Raw genomic sequence first — 24,038 nt, forward strand, 5'->3', positions numbered from 1 at the left:
AATCGGAGCGGTCCGCACGCTTAACGCGAAGCGTCGTCAACGGGCCGTAAACGGCGCTTGCGAGCGGAAACCTTCAGCAAAAAGAAACCACTGCGCGGGATTGTGATCGAACGACACGCTTCTCAAGGCCGACACGACCGATGATGACCAAGCGCTACCGCATCGAGGAGAGCCTCGGCTTGGCTGCCGCCCCGGTCGCGCCCGCCCCGCAGGCGGACGCCGCGCCGAGTCCGCGCCTCGACGAGATCCTCACCGCGATCAACGATCTGCGCCGCATCACCCAGGCCAGCGCGGGCGAGACCGTCGAGGCCTGCCGTCGGGAACTCGGCGAGGCCTTCGCCATGCGCCGCGAACTGGAGGTGATGAAGGACGCCATCGCCCGCACCAAGACCGAGATCTCCAGCCTCTACCGCTCCGAGAATTCCGGCAAGGGCATGCGGCGCGTCGCGGGCGAACTCGACGCCGTCGTTGAATCGACCGAGCAGGCGACCTCGACGATCCTGAGCGCGATCGAGCGGATCGAGACCAACGCCAACATGATGCGCGGCACGCGCCTGCCCAAGGCCGCCCAGGACAACCTCGACGGCATCCTCGACAGCGTCGTCGGCGCCTACGAGGCCTGCAACTTCCAGGACCTGACCGGCCAGCGCATCAGCAAGATCGTCGGCGTGCTGAAATTCGTGGAAGAGCATCTCGACCGCGTCATCGACGCCTGGAGCGGCCTCGACAGCTTCGGCGACATCATGGGCGTCGGCCCCGAGACGCCGGACGAGAACGACGAGAGCTCGCTGCTGAACGGCCCGAAGCTCCACGACGATCCGGGCCACGTGGACCAGTCGGACATCGACGCGCTGTTCGATTGACGTCGTGTCGGTGGGGATGACCGGCCCGCATTGAACGCGGGTCCCCTCCCCCTTGCGGGGAGGGGTCAGGGGTGGGGGTCGGGCAAAGGGCACCGCGCCGCTCAATCCTGAACCACCCCCACCTCCTACCTCCTCCCCGCAAGGGGGAGGAGAACGCTTTCCTCAGTTGCGTCGCGATCGATCGATACGATCACCGCCCGAACAAGGGCCGCGTCCCGACCCTTCCAACCGGAATCCCCCCGGCCTACATGGGCGGCATGAGCCGCGCGACCCGATCCAGCTTCGAGGACGTCCCGCCCGAGAGCTTCGACGAGGACGAGCGGGAGGCGCAGGCCGACGAGGTCGCCGCCCTCGACGATGCGCCGGAGATCGACTTCGACATCGACCACGGGGCGGTGAAGGTCGGCACCGAGATCATCCGCCGGTTCTGGTCGACCCTGCCGTCCTCGCCCGGCGTCTACCGGATGTTCGACCACAAGGGCGACGTCCTCTACGTCGGCAAGGCCAAGAACCTGAAGGCGCGGGTCGGTTCCTACGCGCGCGGGCAGGCCCACTCGAACCGCATCGCCCGCATGATCGCGCAGACGGCGGCGATGGAGTTCGTCACCACCGCGACCGAAACGGAAGCGCTGCTGCTGGAGGCCAACCTCATCAAGCAGTTAAAGCCCCGCTTCAACGTGCTGATGCGGGACGACAAGTCGTTCCCCTACATCCTGCTCACCAGCGACGGCCCGGCTCCGCAGATCGTCAAGCACCGCGGCGCCCGCCGCCGCAAGGGTAATTATTACGGCCCCTTCGCCAACGTCTGGGCGGTCAACCGCACGGTGAACGCGCTGCAGCGCGCCTTCCTGCTGCGCACCTGCTCGGACAGCTATTACGAGAACCGCACCCGGCCCTGCCTGCTGTTCCAGATCAAGCGCTGCTCCGGCCCCTGCACCGGCGAGATCGCCGAGGCCGACTACGTCGCGCTCGCCGACAACGCCCGCGCCTTCCTCTCGGGCAAGTCGAACGCCGTGAAGGACCGGATGCGCGAGGAGATGCAGGCGGCCTCCGAAAACCTCGAATTCGAGCGCGCGGCGCGCTTCCGCGACCGCATCGCCGCGCTCTCGGCGATTCAGGGGACGCAAGGCGTGAACACCCAAGGCGTCGAGGAGGCCGACGTGTTCGCCCTCGACGAACAGGCCGGCCAGTTCTGCATCGAGGTGTTCTTCTTCCGCAACTTCCAGAACTGGGGCAACCGCGCCTATTTCCCCAAGGCCGACCGCTCCATGAGCGCCGAGGAGGTGCTGGCCTCGTTCATCTCGCAGTTCTACGACGACAAGCCCGCGCCGCGCGTGGTGCTGGTGAGCCACGCCGTCGAGGACGCCGAACTCGTCGCCGCCGCCCTGTCGAGCCGGGTCGATCACCGGGTCGAGATTCACCTGCCGCAGCGGGGCGAGCGCAAGAACCTCGTCGATTACGCCCGCCGCAACGCCAAGGAGGCGCTCGGCCGGCGGCTGGCCGACACCGCCTCGCAGGGCAAGCTGCTCGCCGCGCTCGGCCAGACGCTCGGCCTGCCCAAAGCCCCGCGCCGGGTCGAGGTCTACGACAACTCGCACATCTCCGGCACGAACGCCGTCGGCGGAATGGTCGTGGCGGGGCCGACCGGCTTCATGAAGACGCATTACCGCACCTTCAACATCAAGTCGGAGGAGCTGACGCCGGGCGACGATTTCGGGATGATGCGCGAGGTGCTGACCCGCCGCTTCAAGCGGTTGGCCAAGGAGGCGCCGCGCCCGCCGAACGAAGCGGAAGCGGGCTCGCCGCACGCTGGGGAACAGGCGGCCTCCACCGCCACGGAGCTGGAAACGGCTCTGGAGAACGCGGAAAACTTCCCGGCCTGGCCCGATCTCGTGCTGATCGACGGCGGCGCCGGCCAGTTGGAGGCGGTGCGCGGGGTGCTGGCCGAGATCGGCGTCACCGACGTGCCGCTCGTCGGCATCGCCAAGGGCCGCGACCGGGATGCCGGCCGCGAGACCTTCTTCCTGCCCGGCCGCCCGCCGTTCAAGCTGCCGCCGCGCGATCCGGTGCTCTACTTCGTCCAGCGCCTGCGCGACGAGGCCCACCGCTTCGCCATCGGCACCCACCGGGCCAAGCGCAAGCGCGAGATGACGAAGAATCCGCTGGACGAGATCGCCGGCATCGGCCCCACCCGCAAGCGGGCGCTCCTGCACCATTTCGGCACCGTGAAGGCGATTCAGCGCGCCGCGCTCGAAGACCTCGCCAAGGCGCCGGGGGTGAATGCGGCGACGGCCCGGGCCGTCTACGACTTCTTTCACACCAATGCCTGAGCCGATCCGCGAGCCGGAGCCGCATTCGTCGCGGTTGACGCCCTCCCCCGCCCGTGATTTCACCGCCCCGATGAACGCCGTCCTTCCCCGACGCCGGTCGCAGGCCTGGACGCTCGCGAACTGCCTCACCTACGGCCGCCTCGTTGCGGTCCCGGTCGTCGTCGCCCTGCTGTTCTGGCCGGACGAGTTCGCCGCGCGCTGGGCCGCCTTCGGCGTCTTCGTCGCCGCCGCGATCACCGACTATCTCGACGGCTACGTCGCCCGCGCCTACGCCCAGAGTTCGGCGCTCGGGCGCATGCTCGACCCCATCGCCGACAAGCTCTTGGTCGCCGCCTGCCTGTTCATGCTGGCCGCCGACGGCACCATCGGCGGGGCGTCGATCGGCGCGGCCATCGTGATCCTGTGCCGCGAGGTGCTGGTCTCCGGCCTGCGCGAGTATCTCGCCGAGTTGAAGGTCGGCCTGCCGGTCAGCCGCATCGCCAAGTGGAAGACGACGGTGCAGCTCCTGGCGCTCGGCGTGCTCGTGGCCGGCCCCGCGGCCGAGGATGTGATTCCCGGCAGCATGACGCTGGGCATCGTCCTGCTGTGGCTCGCCGCCGTCCTGACGATCTACACCGGCTGGGACTACATGAGGGCCGGCATCCGCCACGCGATCGACGATCCGCGCTGATTCTTTTTGGACTTTGGGACCGCCCGGCTGAGAACGCCGCGGGTCCGGGAGTACGAGCGATGAAACTCGTCTACTTCGCCTGGGTGCGCGAGCGCGTCGGCAAGCCGGAAGAGACCGTGACCCCGCCCCCCGAGGTCGCGACCGTCGCCGACCTGATCGGCTGGCTCAGGACGCGCGGCGAGGAATACGCCTACGCCTTCGAGTCTGAGGGCGTGGTCCGCACCGCCATCGACCGGGTGCACGCCAAGCCCGCGAGCCCGATCGCGGGCGCGCAGGAGATCGCCTTCTTCCCGCCGATGACGGGGGGGTAGCGCTTCGGCAGTCAGCCGGCGGCCGCGCTTCACTCACCACCGTCATTCCGGGGCGCCGAAGGCGAACCCGGAAGCCACGACTGGCCGCGACGGCTCGATTGCGACCGGGTATCCCGCATCACGGGTGGATTCCGGGTTCCGCTTCGCGGCCCCGGAATGACGGCGGAGGTGGATTAATCCCCCGCCGCCCGAGCCCCACCTACCCCTCCCGCACCACCTGCACCGAACTCCCCGCCGCCTCCCCCTCCCGAATCGGCTCGCAGCGCCCGCCGAGATGGCGCGCCAGAAACCCCTCCGCGCGGGCGAAGAAGGCCAGCCGGTTGTCCGGGCGCACGAGGCCGTGGCCCTCGTCCGGGTAGAGCAGATAAGTGACCGGCACGCCGCTGGCGTCCAGCGCCGCGACCATCTGGTCGGATTCGGCCTGTTTCACCCGCGGGTCGTTGGCGCCCTGCACGATCATCAGCGGCGCCCGGATGCGGTCGGCGAAGTAGACCGGCGAGCGTTCGCGGATCAGCGCCATGCCTTCTTCCGTGTCGGGATCGCCGATGGCGCGGTGGAGCTGCGCCCGCATCGCCTCCCAATAGGGCGGGATGGTGCGCACCAGCGTCTCCAAGTTGGCCGGGCCGACGAGGTCGATGCCGCAGGCATACGTGTCCGGGTTGCGGCAGAGCGCCATCAGGGCGGCGTAGCCGCCGTAGCTGCCGCCCATGATCGCGACGCGGGCCGGATCGGCCACGCCCTCCGCCACCGCCCAGGCGACCGCATCGAGCAGGTCGTCGTCCATGGCCCGGCCCCAGGCGCCGTCGCCCGCGTTGAGGAAGGACTTTCCGAAGCCGGTCGAGGAGCGGAAGTTGACGCTGAGCGCCGCGTAGCCGCGGTTGGCCAGCCATTGGTGCATCGGATCGAAGCCGAAGCTGTCGCGCGCCCACGGGCCCCCGTGGACGAGCAGCACCAGCGGCCCCGGCCCCTCCGCGCCGAGCGGGCGGCTGAGATAGGACACGAGATCGAGCCCGTCGCGGGAGCGGATCACCGCCGGATGCATCGGCGCCAGCGGCGCGCCCTCCAGCTCCGGCCGGGCGCTGCCGAGGGAGCGGAGTGTCTTGGTGCGCCGGTCGTAGAGCGCCGCCTCGCTCACCCGCGTGTCCGAGCGGGCGACGACGATCCACAGCGCGTCGTCCTCGCTGCGGCTCGCCGGATACCAGTCGCCCAGCCCCTGCCCGTCGAGGAAGGCGAAGTCGTCCGTGAAACGCTCATCCAGCACGTGCCAGCGGCGGCGGGCATGGGTGACCGAGTAGGCGATCGGCTCGCGGGTCTCGATGTCGTGCAGCACCGTGCCGATATCGGCCTCGTCATGCGCCGCGAGCGTGCGGGTCTCGCCGCCTGCGATGTCGATGCGGGTGAGCGCGGCGGTGTCGCGCCCGCGACTGTCGCGGCAGAACAGGACAGCGCCGGTCGCATCGAGGTTTTCGGCCCCCGAGGCGCGGGCGTCTTCCGCCGGGAAGGTGAGCCATGGTTTCCAGTTCGCGCCGTCGCGGATCAGCAGCTCGGACGAGCCGTCGCGGCGGTTCCGCGCGGCGAAGTGCACGGCATAGTGGTCGTCGATCAGGAAGCCGGCGAAACCCGGATTCTCGGCGACCAGCTCCCGCGCCCCGGTAGCGAGATCGACGCTGTGCAGGTCGTGGAAGCGGGCGTCGCGGTCGTTCAGCGCGAGCAGCACCCGGTCCCGCACGAGCCGGCTCATGCCGACGATGCCGGCGGCGATGCCGGGATAGGGGGTGAGGTCGCGGTGCTCGCCCGAGTCGAGGTCGGCGGCGAACACGTGGAAATTCTCGTCGCCGTCGGCGTCCTGCACGTAGAGCAGGTGGCGCCCGTCATAGGCGAAGGCGAAGCTGTCCACCGCCCGGCGCCGGTCCCGCGTCACGGGCTGGGCCGCGTCGAGATCGTCGAGCGGCGCCGACCAGATGTTGAGCACCCCCTCGAACGGCGCGACCCAGGCGAGGCGCCGACCGTCCGGGCTGATCTGATGGCCGTACCGCGTCGGATTGCCGAACAGGTGCTCGCGCGGAATCAGATCGACCATAATGTCTCCTCGCGGGGCTTTTTTCGCGAGCCCCGCGGGGAAACGTAACGCTCCTTCAGCCCAGCACCACCACCCGCGTGCCGACTTCGACGCGGTTGAACAGGTCGATGGCGTCCTGGTTGATCATGCGGATGCAGCCGGACGACACGCTCTGGCCGATGGAGTGCGGCTCCAGCGTGCCGTGGATGCGGAACAGCGTGTCCTTGTTGTTCTGCCACAGATACATGGCCCGAGCGCCCAGCGGGTTGCGCGAGCCGCCGGGCACGCCGAGCCCGCTCTGGAGCTTGTCGACCTGACCGGCGAGATCCGGCCGGCGGGCGATCATCTCCTTGGGCGGATACCAATCCGGCCACGCCTGCTTCGAGTTGATCGTCGCGGTGCCCGACCACGCGAAACCCTGCTTGCCGACGCCGACGCCGTAGCGGCGCGCCCGACCGCCCGGCAGAACGAGGTAGAGGAAGCGCGCGCGCGGATCGACCACGATGGTGCCCGGCGGCTCGTTGGTGCGGAAATCGACCTCCTGGCGCAGGTAGGTCTGGTTGAACTTCTTGTAGTTGATCGCCGCCACCGGGAACGGCTCGCCCGCGGCCGGGCCGTAGGCGCGGGCGTAGTCGATGGGGCCGTTGTCGGGCTGCTGCGGCGGCATCTGCCAGCCGGACTGGCCGGGTGCGGCCGGGCGCGGCGTCTGGATCGGGCCGTTGGCCGGGCTCTGGTTAAAGGCTTGGCCGGCGGGCGCCTCGGGGGCCGGCTCGCCGTAGCGCTGGGCCCGGCGGCGGGCATAGGCCTCGGCGTCGAGGTCGTCGGCCTCCGGCACCGGACGGCCGTGGACGACCCGGCCGCGATACGGCACGTACTGGCCGCCCTGCTTGCGGTAGAGCTGGCCCGCGGCGTCCTGATAGAGCCGGTCGTCGTCGAAGCCGCCCGCGCCTTGCGCGAGGGCAAAACCCGGCAGGCTCACGAGCGCGAGGCTCGTCGCGGCCCCGAGAAGAAGGGTACGGCGGTTCTGCATGGACATGGATCGCTCGAAAGAAATGCGCCGGACCGGCACCGGATTCCGAAATCGGATGACGGTCACGATCGTCCGGTTCGGCTGAACTGCCCCGCTTGGATGTAACAACGAGCCGGCCGCGCGTCACGCCGACCGCCCCGCTTAGCGGTGGGCTAGCACGACGACTGTGCGAACATTGTGTCCGAAGGGTTACACTCATCCCCCACGTCCGATCCGGGGACGGGCGAACGGGCCGGCATTAACGATTTCGAAAAAATTGTGCAGATCGCGGCGAAATCGTGGTGGACGACGATTGCATCCGCGCCCGCGCCGACTAGATGAAGCGTGACCGTTCGGCCCCGACCACGGACCCCCACATCGTGCGCGCCTCGACCCTCCGCATCCTGCTCGGATCGCTCGGCCTTGCCCTGAGCCTGTCCCCCGAAGCCCTGGCCGCCCCCAAGGCGAAGCCGGCGGCCAAGCCGCCCGTCCAGGCTGCGGCCCCGGCGGAAAAACCCGGCACCGCCTGGACCGCCGCCGAGCCCGACAACTGCGCCCGCGCCCGGCACAAGCTTTGGCAGGAAGGCGAAGGCTGGATCGTGAAGACGATTACGGTCTGTCGGTAATTATGCGTCCGGCCGATCACCTCGCTTCGAGCGGCTGTTCGACGGGCTAATCCCACCCACCCCCCTCATCCTGAGATGCTGCGAAGCAGCCTCGAAGGAGGGCTCCAGGGATCGCGCGACTTCTGGAGCCCTCCTTCGAGGCTCCGCTTTCGCTCCGCACCTCAGGATGAGGGTGGGGATTTGGAAAGATGGACGCTGAGGCTCGCGCTGGCTACCACTGTGCTGCCGCGCGCTTCGGCCCCGAGCGAACCGGTTCGCCACAGGAGATCGCGGCCCGCGACGCCTGACGACTCGAAGCCGGCGGCCCGAACCGCTACAACCCCGCCGCCGCGCATCTCTCCGCGGCGACGGCTCGGCGGATTCTTCCGGTGATACGCGTCCTCCATACGGGCGACTGGCATATCGGGCAGACCCTGCGCGGCTTCTCGCGGGAGGCCGAGCACGCGGCCGTGTTCGCCCGGCTCGAGGCCATCGTCGCCGAGCGCGAGATCGACGCCCTCGTGGTCGCGGGCGACGTGTTCGATTGCCAGAACCCGTCGGGCGAATCGCAAGCCCGCTTCTACGCCCTGATGGCGCGGCTGCATCGGGCGCGCCCCGCCATGACCATCGTGATCACGGCGGGCAACCACGACGCCGCCGGCCGCCTGGAAGCCCCGCGCCCGCTTCTGGAAGCCATCGGCGTGCGGGTGATCGGCAATGTCCGCCGCCGCGACGGCGCCGTCGACCCGAGCCATCACCTCGTGCCGATCTGTGACCCCTCCGGCGAGGTCGCCGCGCAGGTGCTCGCCGTCTCCTACCCCACCGCCGCCTGCCTGCCGCCGCTCTCCTCGATCCGGAACACGGAAGCCGGCGAAGCCTCGCCGATCGTGCGCGGGGTGCGCGACCTCTACGCCCAGCTGTTCGAGGCGGCGCGTCCCCGGCTCGCCGGCCTGCCGCTCCTTGTCACCGGCCATCTCCATGTCGCGGGCGGGCTCGAATCGGAGGGCGCCGAGCGGCGCATCCTCGTCGGCGGCGAGCACGCCGTGCCGGCCGACGTGTTTCCCGACGCGGCGCGCTACGTGGCGCTGGGCCATCTGCACAAGGCGCAGGGTTTGGGGGGCGGGCACGTGCGCTATTGCGGCTCGCTGATCCCGCTCTCGGCCGCCGAGCAGCCCTATCGCCACGGCGTCACGCTGGTGACCCTCGGCTCCGGCCCGGCCGAGGTGGAGCAGATCGCCATCGAGCGCCCGGTGCCGTTCCTGCGCCTGCCCGCCGCCGGCGACATGGCGCTGGACGACCTCGGCGACCATCTAAGCGCGCTCGCCCTCGATCCCGACCTGCCGCTGGAAGCCCGGCCCTTCGTTCAGGTGCGGCTCGCCCGCGAAGGCCTGCTGCCGGGCTACCGCGCCGAGGTCGATCGCATCGCCGAAAGCTTTCCGGTGCGGATCGTGGAGGTGCGCGTCGCCGTGCCGGCGCGGGCGGCCATCGCGATCGAGGAGACCGAGGCGCCCCCGCCGCGCCTGTCCGAGCGCGACCCGGAAGAGCTGTTTCGCCTCGCCTACCGCGCCCGCTGGGACGAGGAGCCGGGCCTGCCCCATCTCGACGTGTTCCACCGCGCCCGCGCCGAGGCCTGAGCCGAACCCATGCGCATCCTCGCGATCCGCGGCGAGAACCTCGCCAGCCTCGCCGCGCGGTTCGAGATCGACCTCGCCGCCGGACCCGTCAGCGCCACCGGCCTGTTCGCCATCACCGGCGAGACCGGAGCCGGCAAGTCCACCATCCTCGACGCGCTCTGCCTCGCTCTCTACGGGCGCTATCCCCGCGTCGCGGTGAGCCGCCGCGAGGACGTGCCGGACCCCAGCGGCGAGGCGCTCAGCGCGGGCGACGGCCGGGCGATCCTGCGCCGCGGCGCGGGCGCGGGCTTCGCCGAGGTCGATTTCGTCGGGCAGGACGGGGTGGGCTACCGCGTCGGCTGGGAAGTCTTTCGCGCCCGCAACCGGGTGGACGGGCGGCTGCAGGGCGAGCGGCGGCGGCTGCACCGGCTCGACGATGCCAGCGCGGTCGCCGCCGGCAAGACCGGCGTGCTCGCCGCCGTCGAACGGCTCACCGACCTCACCTTCGACCAGTTCCGCCGCACGGTGCTGCTGGCGCAGGGCGAGTTCGACGCCTTCCTGCTCGCCGCCGAGGGCGAGCGGGCCGAGCTTCTGGAAAAGATCACCGGCACCGAGATCTATTCGGAGATCTCCAAACGGGTCCATGCCGGCTTCGAGGCGCATCGGCGCGGCGTCGAGGCCCTGGAAGCCCGCCGCGCCGAGATCGGCCTGCTCGACGCCGAGGCGCGCGCGGCCCGCACCGACGAGGCGGCGGCGATCCGGGCCGAGGCCGCCCCGCGCCACGCCCGGCAGGCCGCTTTGCGCCACAGTCTGGAGACGGCCCGCCGCCTCGATGCTGCGCGCCGAAGCCTCGCGACGGCCGAGGCGCAGGTGGCGGCGACGGACGCCGCCCTGGCGGCGGCGGAGCCCGACCGCCTGCGGCTCGCCGAACTCGACGCGGTCGAGCCCCTGCGCGGGCGCGCCGAGGCGATCGACGCGAGCCTCCGCGACCTCGCCGCCGCGGAAGCGCAGGCACTCGCGAGCGCCGAGCGGGTCGAGGCGGCCCAAGCGGAGACGCGGGCGTCGGAGGCCGAGCGCATTGAGGCCGCAGCCGCCGACGAGGCCATGGAGGCTCTGTTCAAGAGTTTCGGGCCGCTCTGGGATCAAGCGACGAAGCTCGACGGAGCAATCGATCATGCGGGTCAGGAGGCGCACGCCGCTGCCGCCCGTTCCGACGCGGCGACCAAGGCGACCGAGGCAGCGCGGACGACGCTCGCCGGGCTGGATCGCCGCTTGGCGGCCCTGGTCGAGGCAAGCGCGGCCGACGCGCGCCGGCTGGAAGCGGACGCCGCTCACGCACTCCTGGCCGAGCGCGGCGAAGACATCGCCCGGCGCATTCGCGAGCGCGGCCGGCTGCGGCGGGAGGCGCAGGCCGCCGCCGAGTCCGAAAAAAGACACCGGGCCGAGATCGCGCGCTGCGAGGCGGCCGCAGAGGCCGGCACCGGGCGGCTCGCGGAGATTCACGCCCGCCGGGCCGCGCTGGCGACGCGCCGGGCCGAGCGCGAAGCGGCGCTCGCCGCCCTCGACGAGCCGGCGGCGCTGGCACGCGCGGGCCATCTCGAAGCTCTGCTGGATGCGCTGCGCGAGGCCTACGCGCTGGCCGGTCGCCATGCCGCCGCCCTCGCCGACGCGACCGCGGCCCGGCAGGACGGCGCGGGTGCGGAGGCCGACCACGCGGCGGCGACCGCCCGCTGGGTCGCGGCGGAGGGCGGCTTGCGGGAGGCGCAAGGACGCCGCGCCGAGTTGCTGCCGCTCGCCGAACTCGCGGAAGAGAGCGTCTCGCGCGAGGCGGCGCGGCTGCGCAGCCTGCTCGTGCCGGGCGAGCCCTGCCCGGTCTGCGGCGGCGGCGAGCACCCGCACGCCCATGCCTCCAACGACGCCCTCGGCCGGCTGGCGGACGAGCTGCGCACCCGCCGCGCTGCCCTCGACACCGCCATCGCTGCCCAGAATACCGCCCGCGACCGCGCCCGCAGCGAGACCGCGGCCGCGGAGGGACGCCGCGGCGAGGCCGAGCGCCGGGCGACGGCGGCGGACGCGGCGTGCCGCGAAACCCTCGACCTCTATCGCGGCCTCCTGCCCCGACTTCTCGACGCGCTCGCCGCAGCGGGCCTCGCCGCCGCGCTGCCGCAGGAGCCGCAGGCCGAATCGCTGGCCGCCGCCGGCCTCGCGGCGCGGGCCGAGCGCGAGCGGATCGTCCAAACCCTCGACGCCGCCCGCGCCCTGCGTGGCGAGATCGACGGTCTCGTCCGCGCCCGCGACGAGGCGGAGGGTCAGGCCACCACCGAGAGCCGCGCTCACGCGCTTCTGGCGCAGCAGCGGCAGGAGGCGGCGCTCGCCGCCGGCCGCGCGGAAGCGGACGGCGCGGCGCTGAAGGAACGCATCGCCACGGTGACCGCCGATCTCGGCCCGGCGCTCAGCGCGGGCGATCTCGCGGAGGCCGATCTCGACCGCGATTCAGAGGCCGCCGCACGGCGGATCGAGGCGTTGGGCCAAGCCTATGCGGAGTTGCACGCGCGCCATGCCGCCCGCGAGGCCGAGCGCGCCGCCCTCGCCCCGGAGCGGGCGGCGGCCGTCACCGCGCTGACGGATCGGGACGAAGCCGCGCGCCTCGCCAAAGATGAGGCCGCGAGCCGTGCCGAAAGACTGGCGCAGGAGCGGGAAACCCGAAAAACCCTGCTCGGCGGCGAGGCGACCGGCCTGCACCGCACCCGCATCAACGCCGAGCGTCGCGCCGCCCACGACGCGCTGAAGCGGGTGCAGGACCGGGCGGCGGAGGCAGCCCGCGTGCTGGCGGTGCGCCTTTCCGAGGCCGCGGGCATGGCGGCAGAGCGCGAGCGGGCGCTGGCCCGGCATGCGGCGGCAGAGGCTGCGTTCGCGCAAGGATGCGGCGCGCGCGACCGCGCGGCGGTGGCCGAACTCCTCGCCGTGCCGACCCCCGAGCGGGAGGCGCTGCGCGCCACCCTCGACGGTCTCGTCCGCGAGGCGGCGGACGCCGCGACCACCCGCGCCACGCGCCGGGCCGATCTCGATGGGCTGGTCGATGCAGCCGACATCGACGTCGAAGCCGTCCAGGCGGAGGCCGCGACGCTCGCCGAAACCGAGGCGCAGGCGCAGCAGCGCCTCGGCGCCCTCGACGCCGAGTTGGCCCGCGACGACGCCGCGCGGGCACGCGCCGAGGGTCTGGAGGCGGACGTCGCGGCGGCAAAAGCCGAATTCGCGGTCTGGGCGCAGGTCGAGGAGGCGATCGGCTCGGCCGGCGGCGACCGGTTCCGGCGCTTCGCCCAGGGCATCACCCTCGATCATCTCGTCCATCTCGCCAACGAGCAACTGCGGGCTTTGAGCCCGCGCTACCGCCTCGCCCGCAGCCCGGCGGCCGATCTCGGCCTGCACGTCATCGACCGCGACATGGGCGAGGAGCGCCGCGCCACCCGCAGCCTTTCGGGCGGCGAGCGCTTCTTGGTTTCGCTGGCTCTCGCGCTGGCGCTCTCGGGCCTGGAGGGGCGGCAATCCTTCGTCGACACCCTGTTCATCGACGAGGGGTTCGGCTCGCTCGACGCCGAGACCCTCGACCTCGCCGTGGACGCCCTCGAAACCCTCCAGGGTCGTGGACGAAAGGTCGGCGTCATCACCCACGTGGCCGGGATGATGGAGCGCATCGCCGTGCAGATCCGCGTGGAGAAGCGCGGCAGCGGGCGCAGCGTCGTCCAGGTGGTGGATCGCGGCACTGCCGTGATGTGAGGCAATCGCCGCAGGTGCCCGCATCCTGGGCAGGCGGTGGCGCGCGCGGCGCCAGGGAGGGGGCTGTCGGGCTCCTGTTCGGATCACCACCGTCATTCCGGGGTGCTGACAAGCGAACCCGGACCCGGAGAGGCGCGCCGGAGGCGTGCAATCCACGACTGGCCGCGACGGTCCGACTTCGGCCGGGTATCCCGCATCACGGGTGGATTCCGGGTTCCGCTTCGCGGCCCCGGAATCACGGTGGGTGATGGTTTCGAGGTCGTTAACAACCTCCTCCACCGCTTGGCACGCCGGCTGCATAGCCTCCCCCGGCTGCCCGTGGCAGCGGCGGGGCAACGGCGCCTCGCGGTCCGGACGGCGCTGGTCCGGCAACCCTCCCCGCTTGTGCGGCCGCCACCGACCCGACGGTCCGGCGCGCCCGCCTGACATCGAGCACGCCGATGGCTTCCTTCAAGACCGTGATGAAGTCGGGCCACCCCCCGACCTTGTTCGCCGCGTTCCTCTACTTCGATTTCTGCTTCGCGATCTGGGTGCTCAACGGCGCCATGGGCCCGTTCATCACCGAGACCTACAAGCTGACGCCGGCCCAGACCGGCTTCATGATCTCGCTGCCGATCCTGGCCGGCGCGATCATGCGCTTTCCCCTCGGCGTGCTGGCCCAATACATCGGCCGCAAGAACGCGGCGCTGACCGAGATGGGCGTCATCGTGCTGGCGATGGCCTACGGGTTCTTCTTCATCTCCTCCTACAACGACGTGCTCGCCATGGGCGTGCTGCTCGGCATCGCCGGCGCCTCGTTCGGCGTGGCGCTGTCGCTCGGCTCGGGCTGGTTCCCGCCGGAGCACAAGGGGCTTGCCATGGGCATCGCGGGCGCCGGCAACTCGGGCACCGTGCTCGCCGTGCTGTTCGCCCCGCCGCTGGCCCAGGCCTATGGCTGGCAGGCGGTCTACGGCTTCGCCGGCCTCGTCATGATCGTGCCGATCGTCGTGATGATTCTCCTCGCCAAGGAGCCGCCGGATCTCCACGGCCAGAGCTTCAAGGAGCACGTCTCCTGCCTGTTCACTAAGGACGGCTGGGCGTTCTCGCTGATCTACGTCATCACCTTCGGCGGCTTCATCGGCCTGTCGAACTTCCTGCCGACCTTCTTCTACGAGCAGTTCGCCGTCACCAAGGTCGAGGCCGGGCGCCTCACCATGCTGGCCGCGCTGATGGGCTCGGCGATCCGCATCCTCGGCGGCTACTTCGCCGACCGCATAGGCGGCATCATGGTGCTGTCGATCGTGCTGCTCGCCGCCATCGGCTCGTTCCTGGCGCTCACCGCGACGCCGTCGCTCGTCGCCACCACCATCCTGTTCATGCTCTGCTTCGCCGCGCTCGGCGCCGGCAACGGCGCGCTGTTCCAGCTCGTCCCCTTGCGCTGGCCGACCAACACGGCGGTCGCCGGCTCGATGATCGGCGAGGTCGGGGCGCTCGGCGGCGCGATCCTGCCGAACGTCATGGGCCTGTCGAAGCAGTACACCGGCGGCTTCGCCCCCGGCTTCGTCGCCTACGCGGTGTTCGCGGCCGTCGTGCTGGGCTGCCTGTTCCTGTGGCAGCGCAAATGGGTCGGCACCTGGGTCGGCCCGCGGGGCAAGGTGCTCGACAAGTCGAGCGAGGCGCAAGGTGCCGGCGGGCGGATGGAGCCGGCGGCGGTTTGAGCGCGATACTGCAGGAAGAGCTACGTCAACGCGCATCCCCTCTCCCCGCACGCGGGGAGAGGGCTTCGGCGACCCTGTCGTCGCCGAAGCGAGGCGGCAGCCGAGGCGTGAGGGGGCTTCTACGGAGGCGACTCACCGTGAATCGCCCCCTCACCGCCGCTTCGGCTTCGCCTGCGCTTCCTGCATGGACGACAAGGTCCATGCAGGCCTCTCCCCGCGTGCGGGGAGAGGGGGAATGCGGCTGAAGCCGAGCGGATAATCGGCAAGCACGCTCACAGCGGCTCGCCGGTCACCGTCGCGAAGGTCAGCAGATCGACGCTGGTCGCCCCGCCCCGCAGCAGCGCCCGCGCGGCGGCGTTGCCGGTGGCGCCGGTGGTGGCGACGTCGTCGATCAGCAAAATACGCCGACCGGCGATGCGCGAGCGTGCCGCGTCCGGCACCCGGAAGGCGCCCTGCAGGTTCAGCGCACGCTGATTGCGCGTGAGCCCGACCTGAGGCCGCGTCGCTCGCACGCGGGCGAGCGCCCGGACATCGCAGGGTGTTTCAGAGAGGCGCCCGATGGTGCGGGCGAGCAAGGCCGCCTGATTGAAGCGGCGGCGCCACAGGCGGAACAGGTGCAGCGGCACCGGCACGATCAGATCGGTCTCGTCCAGCAATTCGCGGCCGGATGCGGCCATCATCCGCGCCATGGTGCGCGCGAGTTCGAGGCGGTCGTCGTATTTGAGCCGGTGGACGAGGTCGCGGGCAGTGCCGTCGTAGAGCGCGACGGCGCGGGCGCGGTCGTAGACCGGCGGATCGGCGATGGCGCGCGGCGACAGCAGCGGCCCGGTGCCGAGATCGAGGGCGAAGGGCGTGCCGAGCCGCTCGCAGTACGGCCGCTCGATCAGGCGCAAGCCGCTCCAGCAGGCGGCGCAGAGCGCGTGCGGCTCGGCGGTGGCGGCGGCACAGCCGGGGCAGGTCGGCGGGTAGACGAAGCCGAGCCCCGCCGCCGCGGCGCGGCGCAGCGCCTGCCGCAGGGCGGGGAGCGGCGCGACGTGGGTCAGCGAGCGGCCGGCTGGGCGGCGTCGTTCTGCGACTTCGCCTTGTCCGCCTTGTTGGCCTCGTGACGGCCGATGGCGCAGCCCGCCGCCGCACCGGCGATGCCGTGGCCGACCGCGTGGCCCGCGATCCCGCCGACGACGGCACCCTTGATGCAGCCCTTCGCCTCGGCGGCGCCGGCCATGGCGACCGCAGCCAGGATCAGCGTTGCGCGGAGAATGATCCGAGTCATGTGAACCTCCTTGATCGACGGCGCAAAAACGATTGCGCGCCATCGAGGTTCCGACACGTTTTGCCGCATCCGCATATTCCGTTTTCATCCATTCTTCGGCCTCGTCTGGCCGCCGCTGACCCCGAGTCCCATCTGCCTTCCCGATGAGCGATCCGACGCCCCTGTTCGACACCGCCCTGATCCGCCGCCGCCTCGCCCGCGCGCGGGCCGGGGGCTATGCCAGTTTCCTGATGGAGCGCGTCCTCGACGATTTCGAGGACCGGCTCGCGGCGGTGACTCGGCCGTTTCCCCTCGCGCTCGATCTCGTCAGCCCGGTGCCGGCTTTGGCCGAGCGCCTGCGCGCGGGGGGCCGCGTGGAGAGGCTGGTGCGGCTGAGCCCCCTCCCCGAGGCGGAGGCCGACTGCGTGGGCGATGCCGAGGCCCTGCCCTTCGCGGCGAGTGCCGGCTTCGATCTGGCGGTGTCGGCGCTGGCGCTTCAACACGTCAACGATCTGCCGGGCGTGCTGGTGCAGTTGCGCCGGGCGCTCAAGCCCGACGGCCTGTTTCTCGGCTGCCTCCTCGGCGGCGCGACGCTGACCGAACTGCGCCAAGCCTTCCTGCAAGCCGAGAGCGAGACCGAGGGCGGGGTGAGCCCGCGGGTGGCGCCGTTCGCGGAGCTGCGCGACCTCGGCGGCCTGTTGCAGCGGGCGGGCTTCGCGCTGCCGGTGGTCGATGCCGACACGATCCGCGTGCGCTACGGCGATCCGTTCGCGCTGATGCGAGACCTGCGCGCCATGGGGCTGACCAACGCGCTGACCGACCGCCGCCGCACGCCGCTGCGCCGCGCCACGCTGATGCGCGCTGCCGCGATCTACGCCGAGCGTTTCTCCGATGCCGACGGGCGGTTGCGGGCGACCTTCGAGGTGCTGTGGGTCTCCGGCTGGGTGCCGCACGAGAGCCAGCAGAAGCCGCTGCGCCCCGGCACCGCAAAGACCCGCCTCGCCGAAGCGCTCGGCACCGCCGAGCACCGGATCATACCCGACACCGGAGAGACGCGATGAAGGAACCCGGCCCCGCCCATCCGATCACGATCACGCCGCATGTCGGCACGGTGCGGGTGCGGGCGAACGGCCGCGTCGTGGCCGAGAGCGCGCGGGCGCTGGAACTGCGCGAGGCGAACTATCCGCCGGTCCTCTACATCCCCCGTGAGGACGTGGCGGCGGATGCTCTGGCCGCGAACCCGCGGCGCACCCACTGTCCGTACAAGGGCGAGGCGAGCTACTTCGACGTGGCGGGCGGAACGGCGGCGGCGTGGTCCTACGAGAACCCGTTCCCGGCAGTGGCCCGCATCCGGCGGCATCTGGCGTTCTATCCGGATCGGGTGGAGGGTATCGAGACTTAGGGGATCGAGGCGTAGGGCGGCGCGACGCGGCCGTGCCGGGCACACCCACCGCCGTCATTCCGGGGCTCCGAAGGCGAACCCGGAATCCACGACTGGGCACGACAGTTCAGCTTCAGTCGGGCCTCCCGCATCACGGGTGGATTCCGGGTTCCGCTACGCGGCTCCGGAATGACGGCGGAGTGTGAGGCCGCGTGGCGTGAGGCGGCAAGCGGCGCCTACCTCTCCACCAACTGCCAGAACCCATACTTCCGCCCGTGCGTCTTGCGTAACGCGGCGACATACGCGTCGTGGTCCGGCTCAAGATCCCCCGGCTCCACCTCCTCCGCCAGCATGCCGAGCTTGGCGAGGTCGCGCGCGGCGTGGCCGTAGGCGTTGGAGCGGGCGCGCTCCAGGATGTCGTCGATCAGCGCGCGGTAGAGCAGGCTGGCGGCCAGCGGATGGTCCGGTGCCAGCGCGTCGGCGGCAGGCGCCAGCACCTCCCAGTTGCGGCCCGACCATTCGCTGCGCCGGGCCAGCACGAGCCGGGCGGCGCGGTCGAGGTTGGGCCAGCCGATCAGGAAGTAGAGCCCGAAATGCGCGTCCTTGCGCGTCTCGGCGAGAGCGAAGGCCCGCTCCAGTGCCTCCTCGTCCTCGAAGTCCGGCAGCTTGACGAGGTGGTCGCGCAGGGTCTGCGGATCGAGGGTGCGCTCGAACCGGTCCCAGCGGAGCGCCTGCGCCTCTTCCTTGCGCCCGAGCGCGTCGAGGATGCGGGCCTCGAGCGCCGTATGGTCCAGCGCTGAAGGTTCGTAGCCGGCGGCTTCTTCGATCAGGTCGTAGGCGTCCATCGCGGCGATGCCGGGCTTCGACTTGCGGCGAATCCAGTCCAATGCCTCCGCGGGGCGACCGGCGTCCAGCAGCCGCGCGGCGATGGCCACGACGTTGGGGCGGTCCGGCGAGATATCTTTCTCCAGCGCGATGTAGGCATCGACATCGCCGCTTGCCTCGGCCACGACCTGGCGCAGCCTGCCGAGCCGCAGGCGCTGGTAGCGATGCTCCCACACGCCCTGCGCGGCGGCGAAGGCCTCGCGCCCGCTCTTCCGGGTCGGCTTCGGCACGGCGGCGAGCGCCTCGGCCAGCGTCGCGTCGAGGCGCGGCAGCACCGCCTTCGGCAGCTTCGGCACGAGTTCGCCGAGCAGGTTGCCGATCAGGCCATAGCCGTCCCCCGCGAGATGGCCGATGGCGCGGACGACGAACGCCTCCGCCGTCTCGGGCGGCTGATCGGCGGCGATGCCCACGGCAGCCTCGGCGGCGGTCTCGTAGACGGCGTGGATCTGCCCGTTCGAATCGTCCACGCGGTCCTGCGTGGCGTCGGCGGTAGTGAGGAAGCGGAGCAGCCGGTCGAGGGCCATGTCGGCATCGAGCGGCTTCAGGTCGGTGAGCACCGACGCCACCGTGGCGCCGAGGTCGGCCGCAAACGCCTTGCGCTTCGGCCAGTCGATGAAGCCGCTCGCCTTCTCCAGGGCGGCAAGGCGCCGGTCGATCACCGCGGCCACCGTATCGGGCCCCTGCAGGGCGGCCAGCGCCGCCTTCACCCGCTTCTTGAAAGCGGGGCTCTGGCCGACCTCTTCGAGGATCAGGGCGATCAGCCGCTCCTGACTCAGCCCCGACAGGGTCTCGGGTGACGGGACGGTGCTGCGCGACTTGCGCGGCTTCGCGGCGGGTTTTGGGGCAGTCGGCTTTTGGGGAGTTTCGACCGCCTTCGCCCGTCTCGCCATCGTCCCGTTCCCTATCGGCCGGTCAGGGGCCGAGCAGATCGATCAGGAAGGGGATCAGCGGCAGGTCGGCCGGCGGCATCGGCAGGTCGCGCAAAGCCCCCGGACGCTGCCAGCGCAGGGCCTGCCCCTCGCGCGACTGCGGAATCCCTTCCCAGCGCCGACAGATGTAGAGCGGCATCAGGAGGTGGAAATCCGGGTAGGCGTGGCTGGCGAAGGTGAGCGGCGCGAGGCAGGGCTCGCGCACGTCGATGCCGAGTTCTTCCGCCAACTCGCGGATCAGCGTCTCCTCCGGGCGCTCGCCCGGCTCGACCTTGCCGCCGGGGAACTCCCACAGGCCGGCGAGCGCCTTGCCCTCCGGCCGCTGGGCCATCAGCACGCGCCCGTCGGCATCGACGAGGGCGGCGGCGACCACGAGGACGAGGCGGATCGGGGCGGCGCTCATCGGGCGATCGAGAAGACGGCTTCGACTTCTGCGGCCGTCTCGATGCTGCCGGCCTCGATCGGCACGGCGGTCCGCCCCCGCGGCGCGGCGGCCTTGGCCGCCATGGCATAGGGCATCGGCCGGGCGCCCTCGCCCCGCGGGGGCGACGTGATGGCGATGGCCTGCCCCAACCGCACGCCCGCAGCCTCCGCGAGGCGCTCGGCCTGGGCGCGGGCGTCCTTCATGGCCGCGGACTGTACGTCGGCCTCGGCGGCGGCCGGGTCGCGCAGGCCGAAGGCGATGCCGTCGATCCGGTTGGCGCCGGAATCGAGCGCCCGGCGCAGCAACTCGCCGAGCTTGCCCATCTCGGCCAGCCGCACCCGCACGAGGTTGCCCGCAGTGTAGCCGTCGGCCACTTCGCGCACGGTGCCGTCGGGCTGGTTGACCGCTTTGGTCCGGGCCTGGAGCGTGAGTGAGGTGGTGCCGATGTCGGCCTCCGGCACGCCCATTTCCTTGGCCGTCGCCATCACGCCCTTGGCGGCGCGGCTCGCGGCATCGAGCGCGGCGGCCGGGGTCGCGCCCCGGCTCTCCACCCCGACCTCGACCGAGGCGAAGTCCGGCGCGCGCTCGGACGAGGCCCGGCCGATCACGCGGATGCGGCCCTCGTCGTCGGCCTGGGCCGGGACGGCGAGGACGAGCAGCAGCGCGGCGGCGAGGGCATGCTTCACGAGCGGTAATCTCCGTTGATCTCGACGTAGGCCTTAGTGAGGTCGCAGGTCCAGACCCGGGCCGTGCCCTGCCCAAGGCCGAGATCGACCCGCACGGTGATCTCGGGCTCGCGCATCACCGCGCTCGCGGCGTCCTCGCTGTAGTCCGGGTCGCGCGCGCCCTGCACGGCCACGCGCACGTCGCCGAACCAGATCGCGAGGCGGTCGCGGTCGGCGGGTTCGCCGGCCTTGCCCACCGCCATGACGACGCGGCCCCAATTGGCGTCCTCGCCGGCCACCGCGGTCTTCACCAGCGGCGAGTTGGCGATCGACATCGCGATGCGGTGGGCCGACGCGTCGCTCTCGGCACCCTCGACCCGCACGGTGACGAGCTTGCGCGCGCCCTCGCCGTCGCGGGCGACGAGTTGGGCGAGTTCGATCAGCAGATCGTCGAGCGCCGCCCGGAAGCTTTCCAGGCGCGGATCGTCGGCGCGCTCGACCGCCTCGGTCCCGGCGGCGCCGGTGGCGAACAGCAGCAGCGTGTCGGAGGTCGAGGTGTCGCCATCGACCGTCACGCAATTGAACGACTTCTTCGTCCCCTCGGAGAGGAGTTCCTGCAGCACCGCCTGCGGCAGCACCGCGTCGGTGAAGACGAAGGACAGCATCGTCGCCATGTCGGGGGCGATCATGCCCGCGCCCTTGGCGATGCCGTTGAGCGTCACCGTCTTGCCCGCGATCTCCGCCGTGCGGCTCGCGAGCTTCGGAAAGGTGTCGGTCGTCATGATGGCCTTGGCGGCCTCGTCCCAGGCCGCGGCGCCGGGCTCCGCGCGGGCGGCGCAATCGGCCAGCACGCCCTCGAACTTGGTGGCGTCCAGCGGCTCACCGATGACGCCGGTCGAGGCGATCATCACCGCCTCCGGCGCGCAATCGGCGGCGCGGCCGGCGATCTCGGCCGTCAGCGTCACGGCATCGCGGCCCTTCAACCCGGTGAAGGCGTTGGCGTTGCCCGAGTTCACCACCAGCGCGCGGGCGCCGGCCTTGGCTTCAAGAGCGGCGCGGCACCAATCGACCGGCGCGGAGGGGCAGCGCGAGCGGGTGAACACGCCGGCGACCTGCGTGCCCGCATCGAGCGCGACATAGAGCACGTCGGTGCGGCCCTTGTAGCGGATGCCGGCCTGCGCGGTGGCGAGGCGTACGCCCGCGATCTCCGGCAGCGACGGCTGGATCGCGGGCGCCAGCGGCGAGATTTGCGTGGAGGACATCGTTCTGGCGGCTCCGGTCTGGCCCCGGCGGGGACACGAAGGGCGGCGCCTCGCATGCGGACGCGACACTCCCATGAACCCCGAAGGACGGTTTCGAGGCGCCGCGTTCTGTTGCGCCGCCGGAGCCTCTCGTCAACACGGCGCCGCGCTCGCTTGCAGCCGGAAAACGGGAACCGAAATCGCCCCTCGACGGATTTTTGCAACGCACCCTGGAATCGCTTGAACCGCGACCATCATCTGTTAGTCTCGACCGATGCGAAGCAATCAGGACATTGCTGCAAAAGGAAATTTCGAGGCTGCGGCCCGCGCCGCCCGCCCGCTCGACACTTCGGCCGCGCAGCGAAGCTGCTACGGCATCCAGGTTCTCGTCGCCGGTCGGCGCAAGCAGTGGCGGGACGAGATCGGCGCGCAGGTCCGCCGCGCCGGCTTCAACGCCACCACGGTCGATTCGGCGGTCGATGCCCTCACCGTCCTCGTGCTCGGCATCCCGGTCGATGTGCTGGTGACCGATGCGGACTTACGCGGCAGCCTGTGCTGCTCGCGGCTCGCCGCCGAGGCGCGGGCGCTGCGGCCCAATCTCGGCATCGTCTTCGCGGGCGATTCGGCGGCCCTCGGCCGCTCCGAGCTGATCCCGCCGGACGCGTTCGCCCTGCCGGCCCCGGTGGATGAGACCGCGCTCGCCCGCACCGTGCGCGAGGTCCTGGCGGCCCGCAACGCCTGACGCCCCGCGACGATCCGAACCGTAGGGCCGTCGCCCCGAATTGTGGCAGCCTCCGGGCACATCCCGTTTCGGAGGCCCCCATGCTGATTCGTCGCCGCGACTGTCTCGCGATGCTGGCCGTCACCGCTCTCGGCAGCACCGCCCGCGCCGCGGAGGTGAAGGCCGAGACCTTCTCCTTCGACAAGCCCGGCGGCGGCACGCTGCCGCTCGCCGACTACGCCGGCAAGCCGATCCTCGTGGTCAACACCGCCACCGCCTGCGGCTACGCCCCGCAATTCTCCGGGCTGGAGGGCCTGTGGACCCGCTTCGGCGGGCGCGGGCTCGCGGTGATCGCGGTGCCCTCGCCGGATTTCGGCAATCAGGAGCCGCTCGACGGGCTCGCCATCGCCGAGGCGGCCAAGAAGAACCACGGCGTCACCTTCCCGGTGGTGGACAAGACCCACGTGCGCGGCCCCGCGGCCCATCCGTTCTACCGCTGGGCGGCGGAGCGGAAGCCGGGGCAGAGCCCGCAATGGAACTTCCACAAGTACCTGATCGGCCGCGACGGCGATGTGCGCGCCGCCTTCGCCACGCAGGTCGATCCGAGCGACCCGCGCATCGTCAGCGCCATCGTGGCCGAACTCGGCTCGGCGTAATCACCGATTCGGAATGTGCCCCGGTGGGACCAGACCCCGCTCTCCGTGCCGCGGCGCGCGGGGCCGTGCCTGCCGCGCGCGGGCGCGCTCCGCCTGCTCCAGGGTCGGCGGCGCCGACGGATAGTTCGAGGCGAAGGGGTTGGGCGGCACGCCCTGGCCGAGGCAGGGTGAGGCGGACAGGCCGGCGCTCAGTGCGAGGAGAAGAACGATCGGGCGCATGGAATTCCGCATTTCTTGATGGCCAAGCTCTCGCATCGGGATAGGGCGGCTCCCTACATGCCGGAAGCCGGCGCCTTCCGCCCGGCGTGAAGGCGCGACGCATGGACCCGCACAGCTTCGAGCACGACGGCATCCTCTACGAGGTCCGCTTCGAGCGCACCCCCGAGGGCTGGCTCGCCCGCATCCGCCCGGAAGGCGCGGCGGAGGCGCATCTCCTGGCCTTTCCCGAAGGCCCCGGCTTCGACCCGCAGGACGTGCGCGGCTCACTCATCGCCGGCTGCCGCGCCGCGGTGGAGCGCCTGCCCCACCACCCGCCGACCCGACACTGAGCGTTCACCATCCGGGCGCCTGCGCGCGCGACGGCGGAACCACCGGCACGGCCATCGGTTCGCGATCGAACACTTTTGGCGGATCGAGCGAGTTTTTTTCCGATGACCGAGGTCACCTACCACATCGTCGAGCACGACGGCGGCTTCGCCTACAAGGTCGGCGACGTCTTCTCCGAGACCTTCCCGAGCCGCCAGGAGGCGCTGGAAGCCGCCCAGGCCGCTGCCGCCGAGCAACAGGTGCCGGGCTCGACCGAGGGCATCCGCTATCAGGACGGAAGCGGCCAATGGCACGACGAAACCGCCGACGGCAGCGACCGCCCGGTCGCGAAGGTGGTGGAGGACTGACGACGGCGTCCTCCCACCCACCCCCCTCATCCTGAGGTGCGTAGCCGAAGGCGAAGCCTC

The 24,038-nt window shown here is 71.5% G+C and carries 22 protein-coding genes; 14 read left to right on the plus strand and 8 right to left on the minus strand.

Annotation, left to right across the window (positions count from 1 at the left end):
* Positions 1 to 140 precede the first annotated feature (140 nt).
* The 4 genes from AAHG03_RS18085 to moaD all read left to right on the plus strand — a co-directional run bounded on the left by AAHG03_RS18085 (position 141) and on the right by moaD (position 4,174).
* Positions 141 to 863: a chemotaxis protein gene (locus tag AAHG03_RS18085; RefSeq protein ID WP_342152163.1), complete on the plus strand. Its 723-nt coding sequence runs from the start codon at positions 141 to 143 to the stop codon at positions 861 to 863.
* Between the two features lie 257 nt (positions 864 to 1,120).
* Positions 1,121 to 3,193, plus strand: coding sequence for an excinuclease ABC subunit UvrC (uvrC, locus tag AAHG03_RS18090; RefSeq protein ID WP_342152164.1), 2,073 nt, complete (start codon positions 1,121 to 1,123; stop codon positions 3,191 to 3,193).
* Positions 3,194 to 3,263: 70 nt separating this feature from the next.
* Entirely contained in the window at positions 3,264 to 3,863 is a 600-nt protein-coding gene (gene pgsA / locus AAHG03_RS18095) for a CDP-diacylglycerol--glycerol-3-phosphate 3-phosphatidyltransferase (RefSeq protein ID WP_342152238.1), read from the plus strand.
* Between the two features lie 59 nt (positions 3,864 to 3,922).
* Entirely contained in the window at positions 3,923 to 4,174 is a 252-nt protein-coding gene (gene moaD / locus AAHG03_RS18100; RefSeq protein ID WP_342152165.1) for a molybdopterin converting factor subunit 1, read from the plus strand.
* A 199-nt stretch (positions 4,175 to 4,373) separates the two neighbouring features.
* On the opposite strand, the gene AAHG03_RS18105 is transcribed toward moaD, so the two are convergent.
* Positions 4,374 to 6,254 carry a S9 family peptidase gene (locus AAHG03_RS18105; RefSeq protein ID WP_342152167.1) on the minus strand — a complete coding sequence of 627 codons (1,881 nt, stop codon included), beginning with the start codon at positions 6,252 to 6,254 and terminating at the stop codon, positions 4,374 to 4,376.
* Between the two features lie 55 nt (positions 6,255 to 6,309).
* Positions 6,310 to 7,269 carry a L,D-transpeptidase gene (locus AAHG03_RS18110; RefSeq protein ID WP_342152169.1) on the minus strand — a complete coding sequence of 320 codons (960 nt, stop codon included), beginning with the start codon at positions 7,267 to 7,269 and terminating at the stop codon, positions 6,310 to 6,312.
* Positions 7,270 to 7,622: 353 nt separating this feature from the next.
* Here AAHG03_RS18110 and AAHG03_RS18115 point away from each other — a divergent pair, with 353 nt between their 5' ends.
* From AAHG03_RS18115 to AAHG03_RS18130, 4 genes are all read left to right on the plus strand, one after another.
* Positions 7,623 to 7,868 carry a hypothetical protein gene (locus AAHG03_RS18115; protein ID WP_342152170.1) on the plus strand — a complete coding sequence of 82 codons (246 nt, stop codon included), beginning with the start codon at positions 7,623 to 7,625 and terminating at the stop codon, positions 7,866 to 7,868.
* A 368-nt stretch (positions 7,869 to 8,236) separates the two neighbouring features.
* A complete protein-coding gene (locus tag AAHG03_RS18120) occupies positions 8,237 to 9,481 on the plus strand; it encodes an exonuclease SbcCD subunit D (protein WP_342152171.1) in 1,245 nt (414 codons plus the stop codon).
* A 9-nt stretch (positions 9,482 to 9,490) separates the two neighbouring features.
* On the plus strand, positions 9,491 to 13,237 hold the full coding sequence (locus tag AAHG03_RS18125) for an AAA family ATPase (RefSeq protein ID WP_342152173.1): 3,747 nt from the start codon (positions 9,491 to 9,493) through the stop codon (positions 13,235 to 13,237).
* Positions 13,238 to 13,677: 440 nt separating this feature from the next.
* Entirely contained in the window at positions 13,678 to 14,934 is a 1,257-nt protein-coding gene (locus AAHG03_RS18130) for an MFS transporter (protein ID WP_342152174.1), read from the plus strand.
* Between the two features lie 272 nt (positions 14,935 to 15,206).
* Here the strand turns inward: AAHG03_RS18130 and AAHG03_RS18135 are convergent, their stop codons facing one another.
* Positions 15,207 to 15,977 (minus strand): ComF family protein, encoded by a 771-nt coding sequence (locus AAHG03_RS18135; RefSeq protein ID WP_412759771.1) that lies wholly within the window; start codon positions 15,975 to 15,977, stop codon positions 15,207 to 15,209.
* Positions 15,974 to 16,204, minus strand: a complete 231-nt coding sequence (locus AAHG03_RS18140) for a hypothetical protein (protein WP_342152240.1) — start codon at positions 16,202 to 16,204, stop codon at positions 15,974 to 15,976. Before AAHG03_RS18140 ends, AAHG03_RS18135 begins: the two co-directional genes overlap by 4 nt.
* 143 nt (positions 16,205 to 16,347) lie before the next feature.
* On the opposite strand from AAHG03_RS18140, the gene AAHG03_RS18145 reads away from it, so the two are divergent.
* Both AAHG03_RS18145 and AAHG03_RS18150 read left to right on the plus strand, forming a co-directional pair.
* Positions 16,348 to 17,244 carry a methyltransferase domain-containing protein gene (locus AAHG03_RS18145; RefSeq protein WP_342152176.1) on the plus strand — a complete coding sequence of 299 codons (897 nt, stop codon included), beginning with the start codon at positions 16,348 to 16,350 and terminating at the stop codon, positions 17,242 to 17,244.
* Positions 17,241 to 17,585 carry a DUF427 domain-containing protein gene (locus tag AAHG03_RS18150; protein ID WP_342152178.1) on the plus strand — a complete coding sequence of 115 codons (345 nt, stop codon included), beginning with the start codon at positions 17,241 to 17,243 and terminating at the stop codon, positions 17,583 to 17,585. The genes AAHG03_RS18145 and AAHG03_RS18150 overlap by 4 nt, the downstream gene beginning before the upstream one ends.
* A 215-nt stretch (positions 17,586 to 17,800) precedes the next feature.
* Here the strand turns inward: AAHG03_RS18150 and AAHG03_RS18155 are convergent, their stop codons facing one another.
* Genes AAHG03_RS18155 through argJ form a run of 4 tightly spaced genes read right to left on the minus strand, consistent with a single transcriptional unit; the run spans position 17,801 to position 21,729 of the window.
* Complete coding sequence (locus tag AAHG03_RS18155) at positions 17,801 to 19,339, minus strand: DUF6880 family protein (RefSeq protein ID WP_342152180.1); 1,539 nt, start codon at positions 19,337 to 19,339, stop codon at positions 17,801 to 17,803.
* 22 nt (positions 19,340 to 19,361) lie between these two features.
* A complete protein-coding gene (locus AAHG03_RS18160) occupies positions 19,362 to 19,781 on the minus strand; it encodes a (deoxy)nucleoside triphosphate pyrophosphohydrolase (protein ID WP_342152182.1) in 420 nt (139 codons plus the stop codon).
* Positions 19,778 to 20,488 (minus strand): SIMPL domain-containing protein, encoded by a 711-nt coding sequence (locus AAHG03_RS18165; protein ID WP_342152183.1) that lies wholly within the window; start codon positions 20,486 to 20,488, stop codon positions 19,778 to 19,780. Before AAHG03_RS18165 ends, AAHG03_RS18160 begins: the two co-directional genes overlap by 4 nt.
* Entirely contained in the window at positions 20,485 to 21,729 is a 1,245-nt protein-coding gene (gene argJ / locus AAHG03_RS18170) for a bifunctional glutamate N-acetyltransferase/amino-acid acetyltransferase ArgJ (protein ID WP_342152184.1), read from the minus strand. The genes AAHG03_RS18165 and argJ overlap by 4 nt, the downstream gene beginning before the upstream one ends.
* A gap of 253 nt (positions 21,730 to 21,982) precedes the next feature.
* Here argJ and AAHG03_RS18175 point away from each other — a divergent pair, with 253 nt between their 5' ends.
* From AAHG03_RS18175 to AAHG03_RS18190, 4 genes are all read left to right on the plus strand, one after another.
* On the plus strand, positions 21,983 to 22,450 hold the full coding sequence (locus AAHG03_RS18175; protein ID WP_342152185.1) for a hybrid sensor histidine kinase/response regulator: 468 nt from the start codon (positions 21,983 to 21,985) through the stop codon (positions 22,448 to 22,450).
* 80 nt (positions 22,451 to 22,530) lie between these two features.
* Positions 22,531 to 23,085, plus strand: a complete 555-nt coding sequence (locus AAHG03_RS18180; protein ID WP_342152186.1) for a glutathione peroxidase — start codon at positions 22,531 to 22,533, stop codon at positions 23,083 to 23,085.
* 320 nt (positions 23,086 to 23,405) lie between these two features.
* Complete coding sequence (locus tag AAHG03_RS18185) at positions 23,406 to 23,633, plus strand: hypothetical protein (RefSeq protein WP_342152188.1); 228 nt, start codon at positions 23,406 to 23,408, stop codon at positions 23,631 to 23,633.
* 102 nt (positions 23,634 to 23,735) lie between these two features.
* Positions 23,736 to 23,978: a DUF2188 domain-containing protein gene (locus AAHG03_RS18190; protein ID WP_342152189.1), complete on the plus strand. Its 243-nt coding sequence runs from the start codon at positions 23,736 to 23,738 to the stop codon at positions 23,976 to 23,978.
* The last annotated feature ends 60 nt before the right edge of the window (positions 23,979 to 24,038 follow it).

The sequence above is a fragment of the Methylorubrum subtropicum genome (genome assembly GCF_038442325.1).
Lineage (GTDB): Bacteria > Pseudomonadota > Alphaproteobacteria > Rhizobiales > Beijerinckiaceae > Methylobacterium > Methylobacterium subtropicum.

Coding starts and splice junctions, on each gene's coding strand:
- AAHG03_RS18085 (WP_342152163.1), top strand. CDS start 141: ATGATGACCAAGCGCTACCGCATCGAGGAGAGCCTCGGCTTGGCTGCC.
- uvrC (WP_342152164.1), top strand. CDS start 1,121: ATGAGCCGCGCGACCCGATCCAGCTTCGAGGACGTCCCGCCCGAGAGC.
- pgsA (WP_342152238.1), top strand. CDS start 3,264: ATGAACGCCGTCCTTCCCCGACGCCGGTCGCAGGCCTGGACGCTCGCG.
- moaD (WP_342152165.1), top strand. CDS start 3,923: ATGAAACTCGTCTACTTCGCCTGGGTGCGCGAGCGCGTCGGCAAGCCG.
- AAHG03_RS18105 (WP_342152167.1), bottom strand. CDS start 6,254: ATGGTCGATCTGATTCCGCGCGAGCACCTGTTCGGCAATCCGACGCGG.
- AAHG03_RS18110 (WP_342152169.1), bottom strand. CDS start 7,269: ATGTCCATGCAGAACCGCCGTACCCTTCTTCTCGGGGCCGCGACGAGC.
- AAHG03_RS18125 (WP_342152173.1), top strand. CDS start 9,491: ATGCGCATCCTCGCGATCCGCGGCGAGAACCTCGCCAGCCTCGCCGCG.
- AAHG03_RS18130 (WP_342152174.1), top strand. CDS start 13,678: ATGGCTTCCTTCAAGACCGTGATGAAGTCGGGCCACCCCCCGACCTTG.
- AAHG03_RS18140 (WP_342152240.1), bottom strand. CDS start 16,204: ATGACTCGGATCATTCTCCGCGCAACGCTGATCCTGGCTGCGGTCGCC.
- AAHG03_RS18145 (WP_342152176.1), top strand. CDS start 16,348: ATGAGCGATCCGACGCCCCTGTTCGACACCGCCCTGATCCGCCGCCGC.
- AAHG03_RS18150 (WP_342152178.1), top strand. CDS start 17,241: ATGAAGGAACCCGGCCCCGCCCATCCGATCACGATCACGCCGCATGTC.
- AAHG03_RS18155 (WP_342152180.1), bottom strand. CDS start 19,339: ATGGCGAGACGGGCGAAGGCGGTCGAAACTCCCCAAAAGCCGACTGCC.
- AAHG03_RS18160 (WP_342152182.1), bottom strand. CDS start 19,781: ATGAGCGCCGCCCCGATCCGCCTCGTCCTCGTGGTCGCCGCCGCCCTC.
- argJ (WP_342152184.1), bottom strand. CDS start 21,729: ATGTCCTCCACGCAAATCTCGCCGCTGGCGCCCGCGATCCAGCCGTCG.
- AAHG03_RS18175 (WP_342152185.1), top strand. CDS start 21,983: ATGCGAAGCAATCAGGACATTGCTGCAAAAGGAAATTTCGAGGCTGCG.
- AAHG03_RS18180 (WP_342152186.1), top strand. CDS start 22,531: ATGCTGATTCGTCGCCGCGACTGTCTCGCGATGCTGGCCGTCACCGCT.
- AAHG03_RS18185 (WP_342152188.1), top strand. CDS start 23,406: ATGGACCCGCACAGCTTCGAGCACGACGGCATCCTCTACGAGGTCCGC.
- AAHG03_RS18190 (WP_342152189.1), top strand. CDS start 23,736: ATGACCGAGGTCACCTACCACATCGTCGAGCACGACGGCGGCTTCGCC.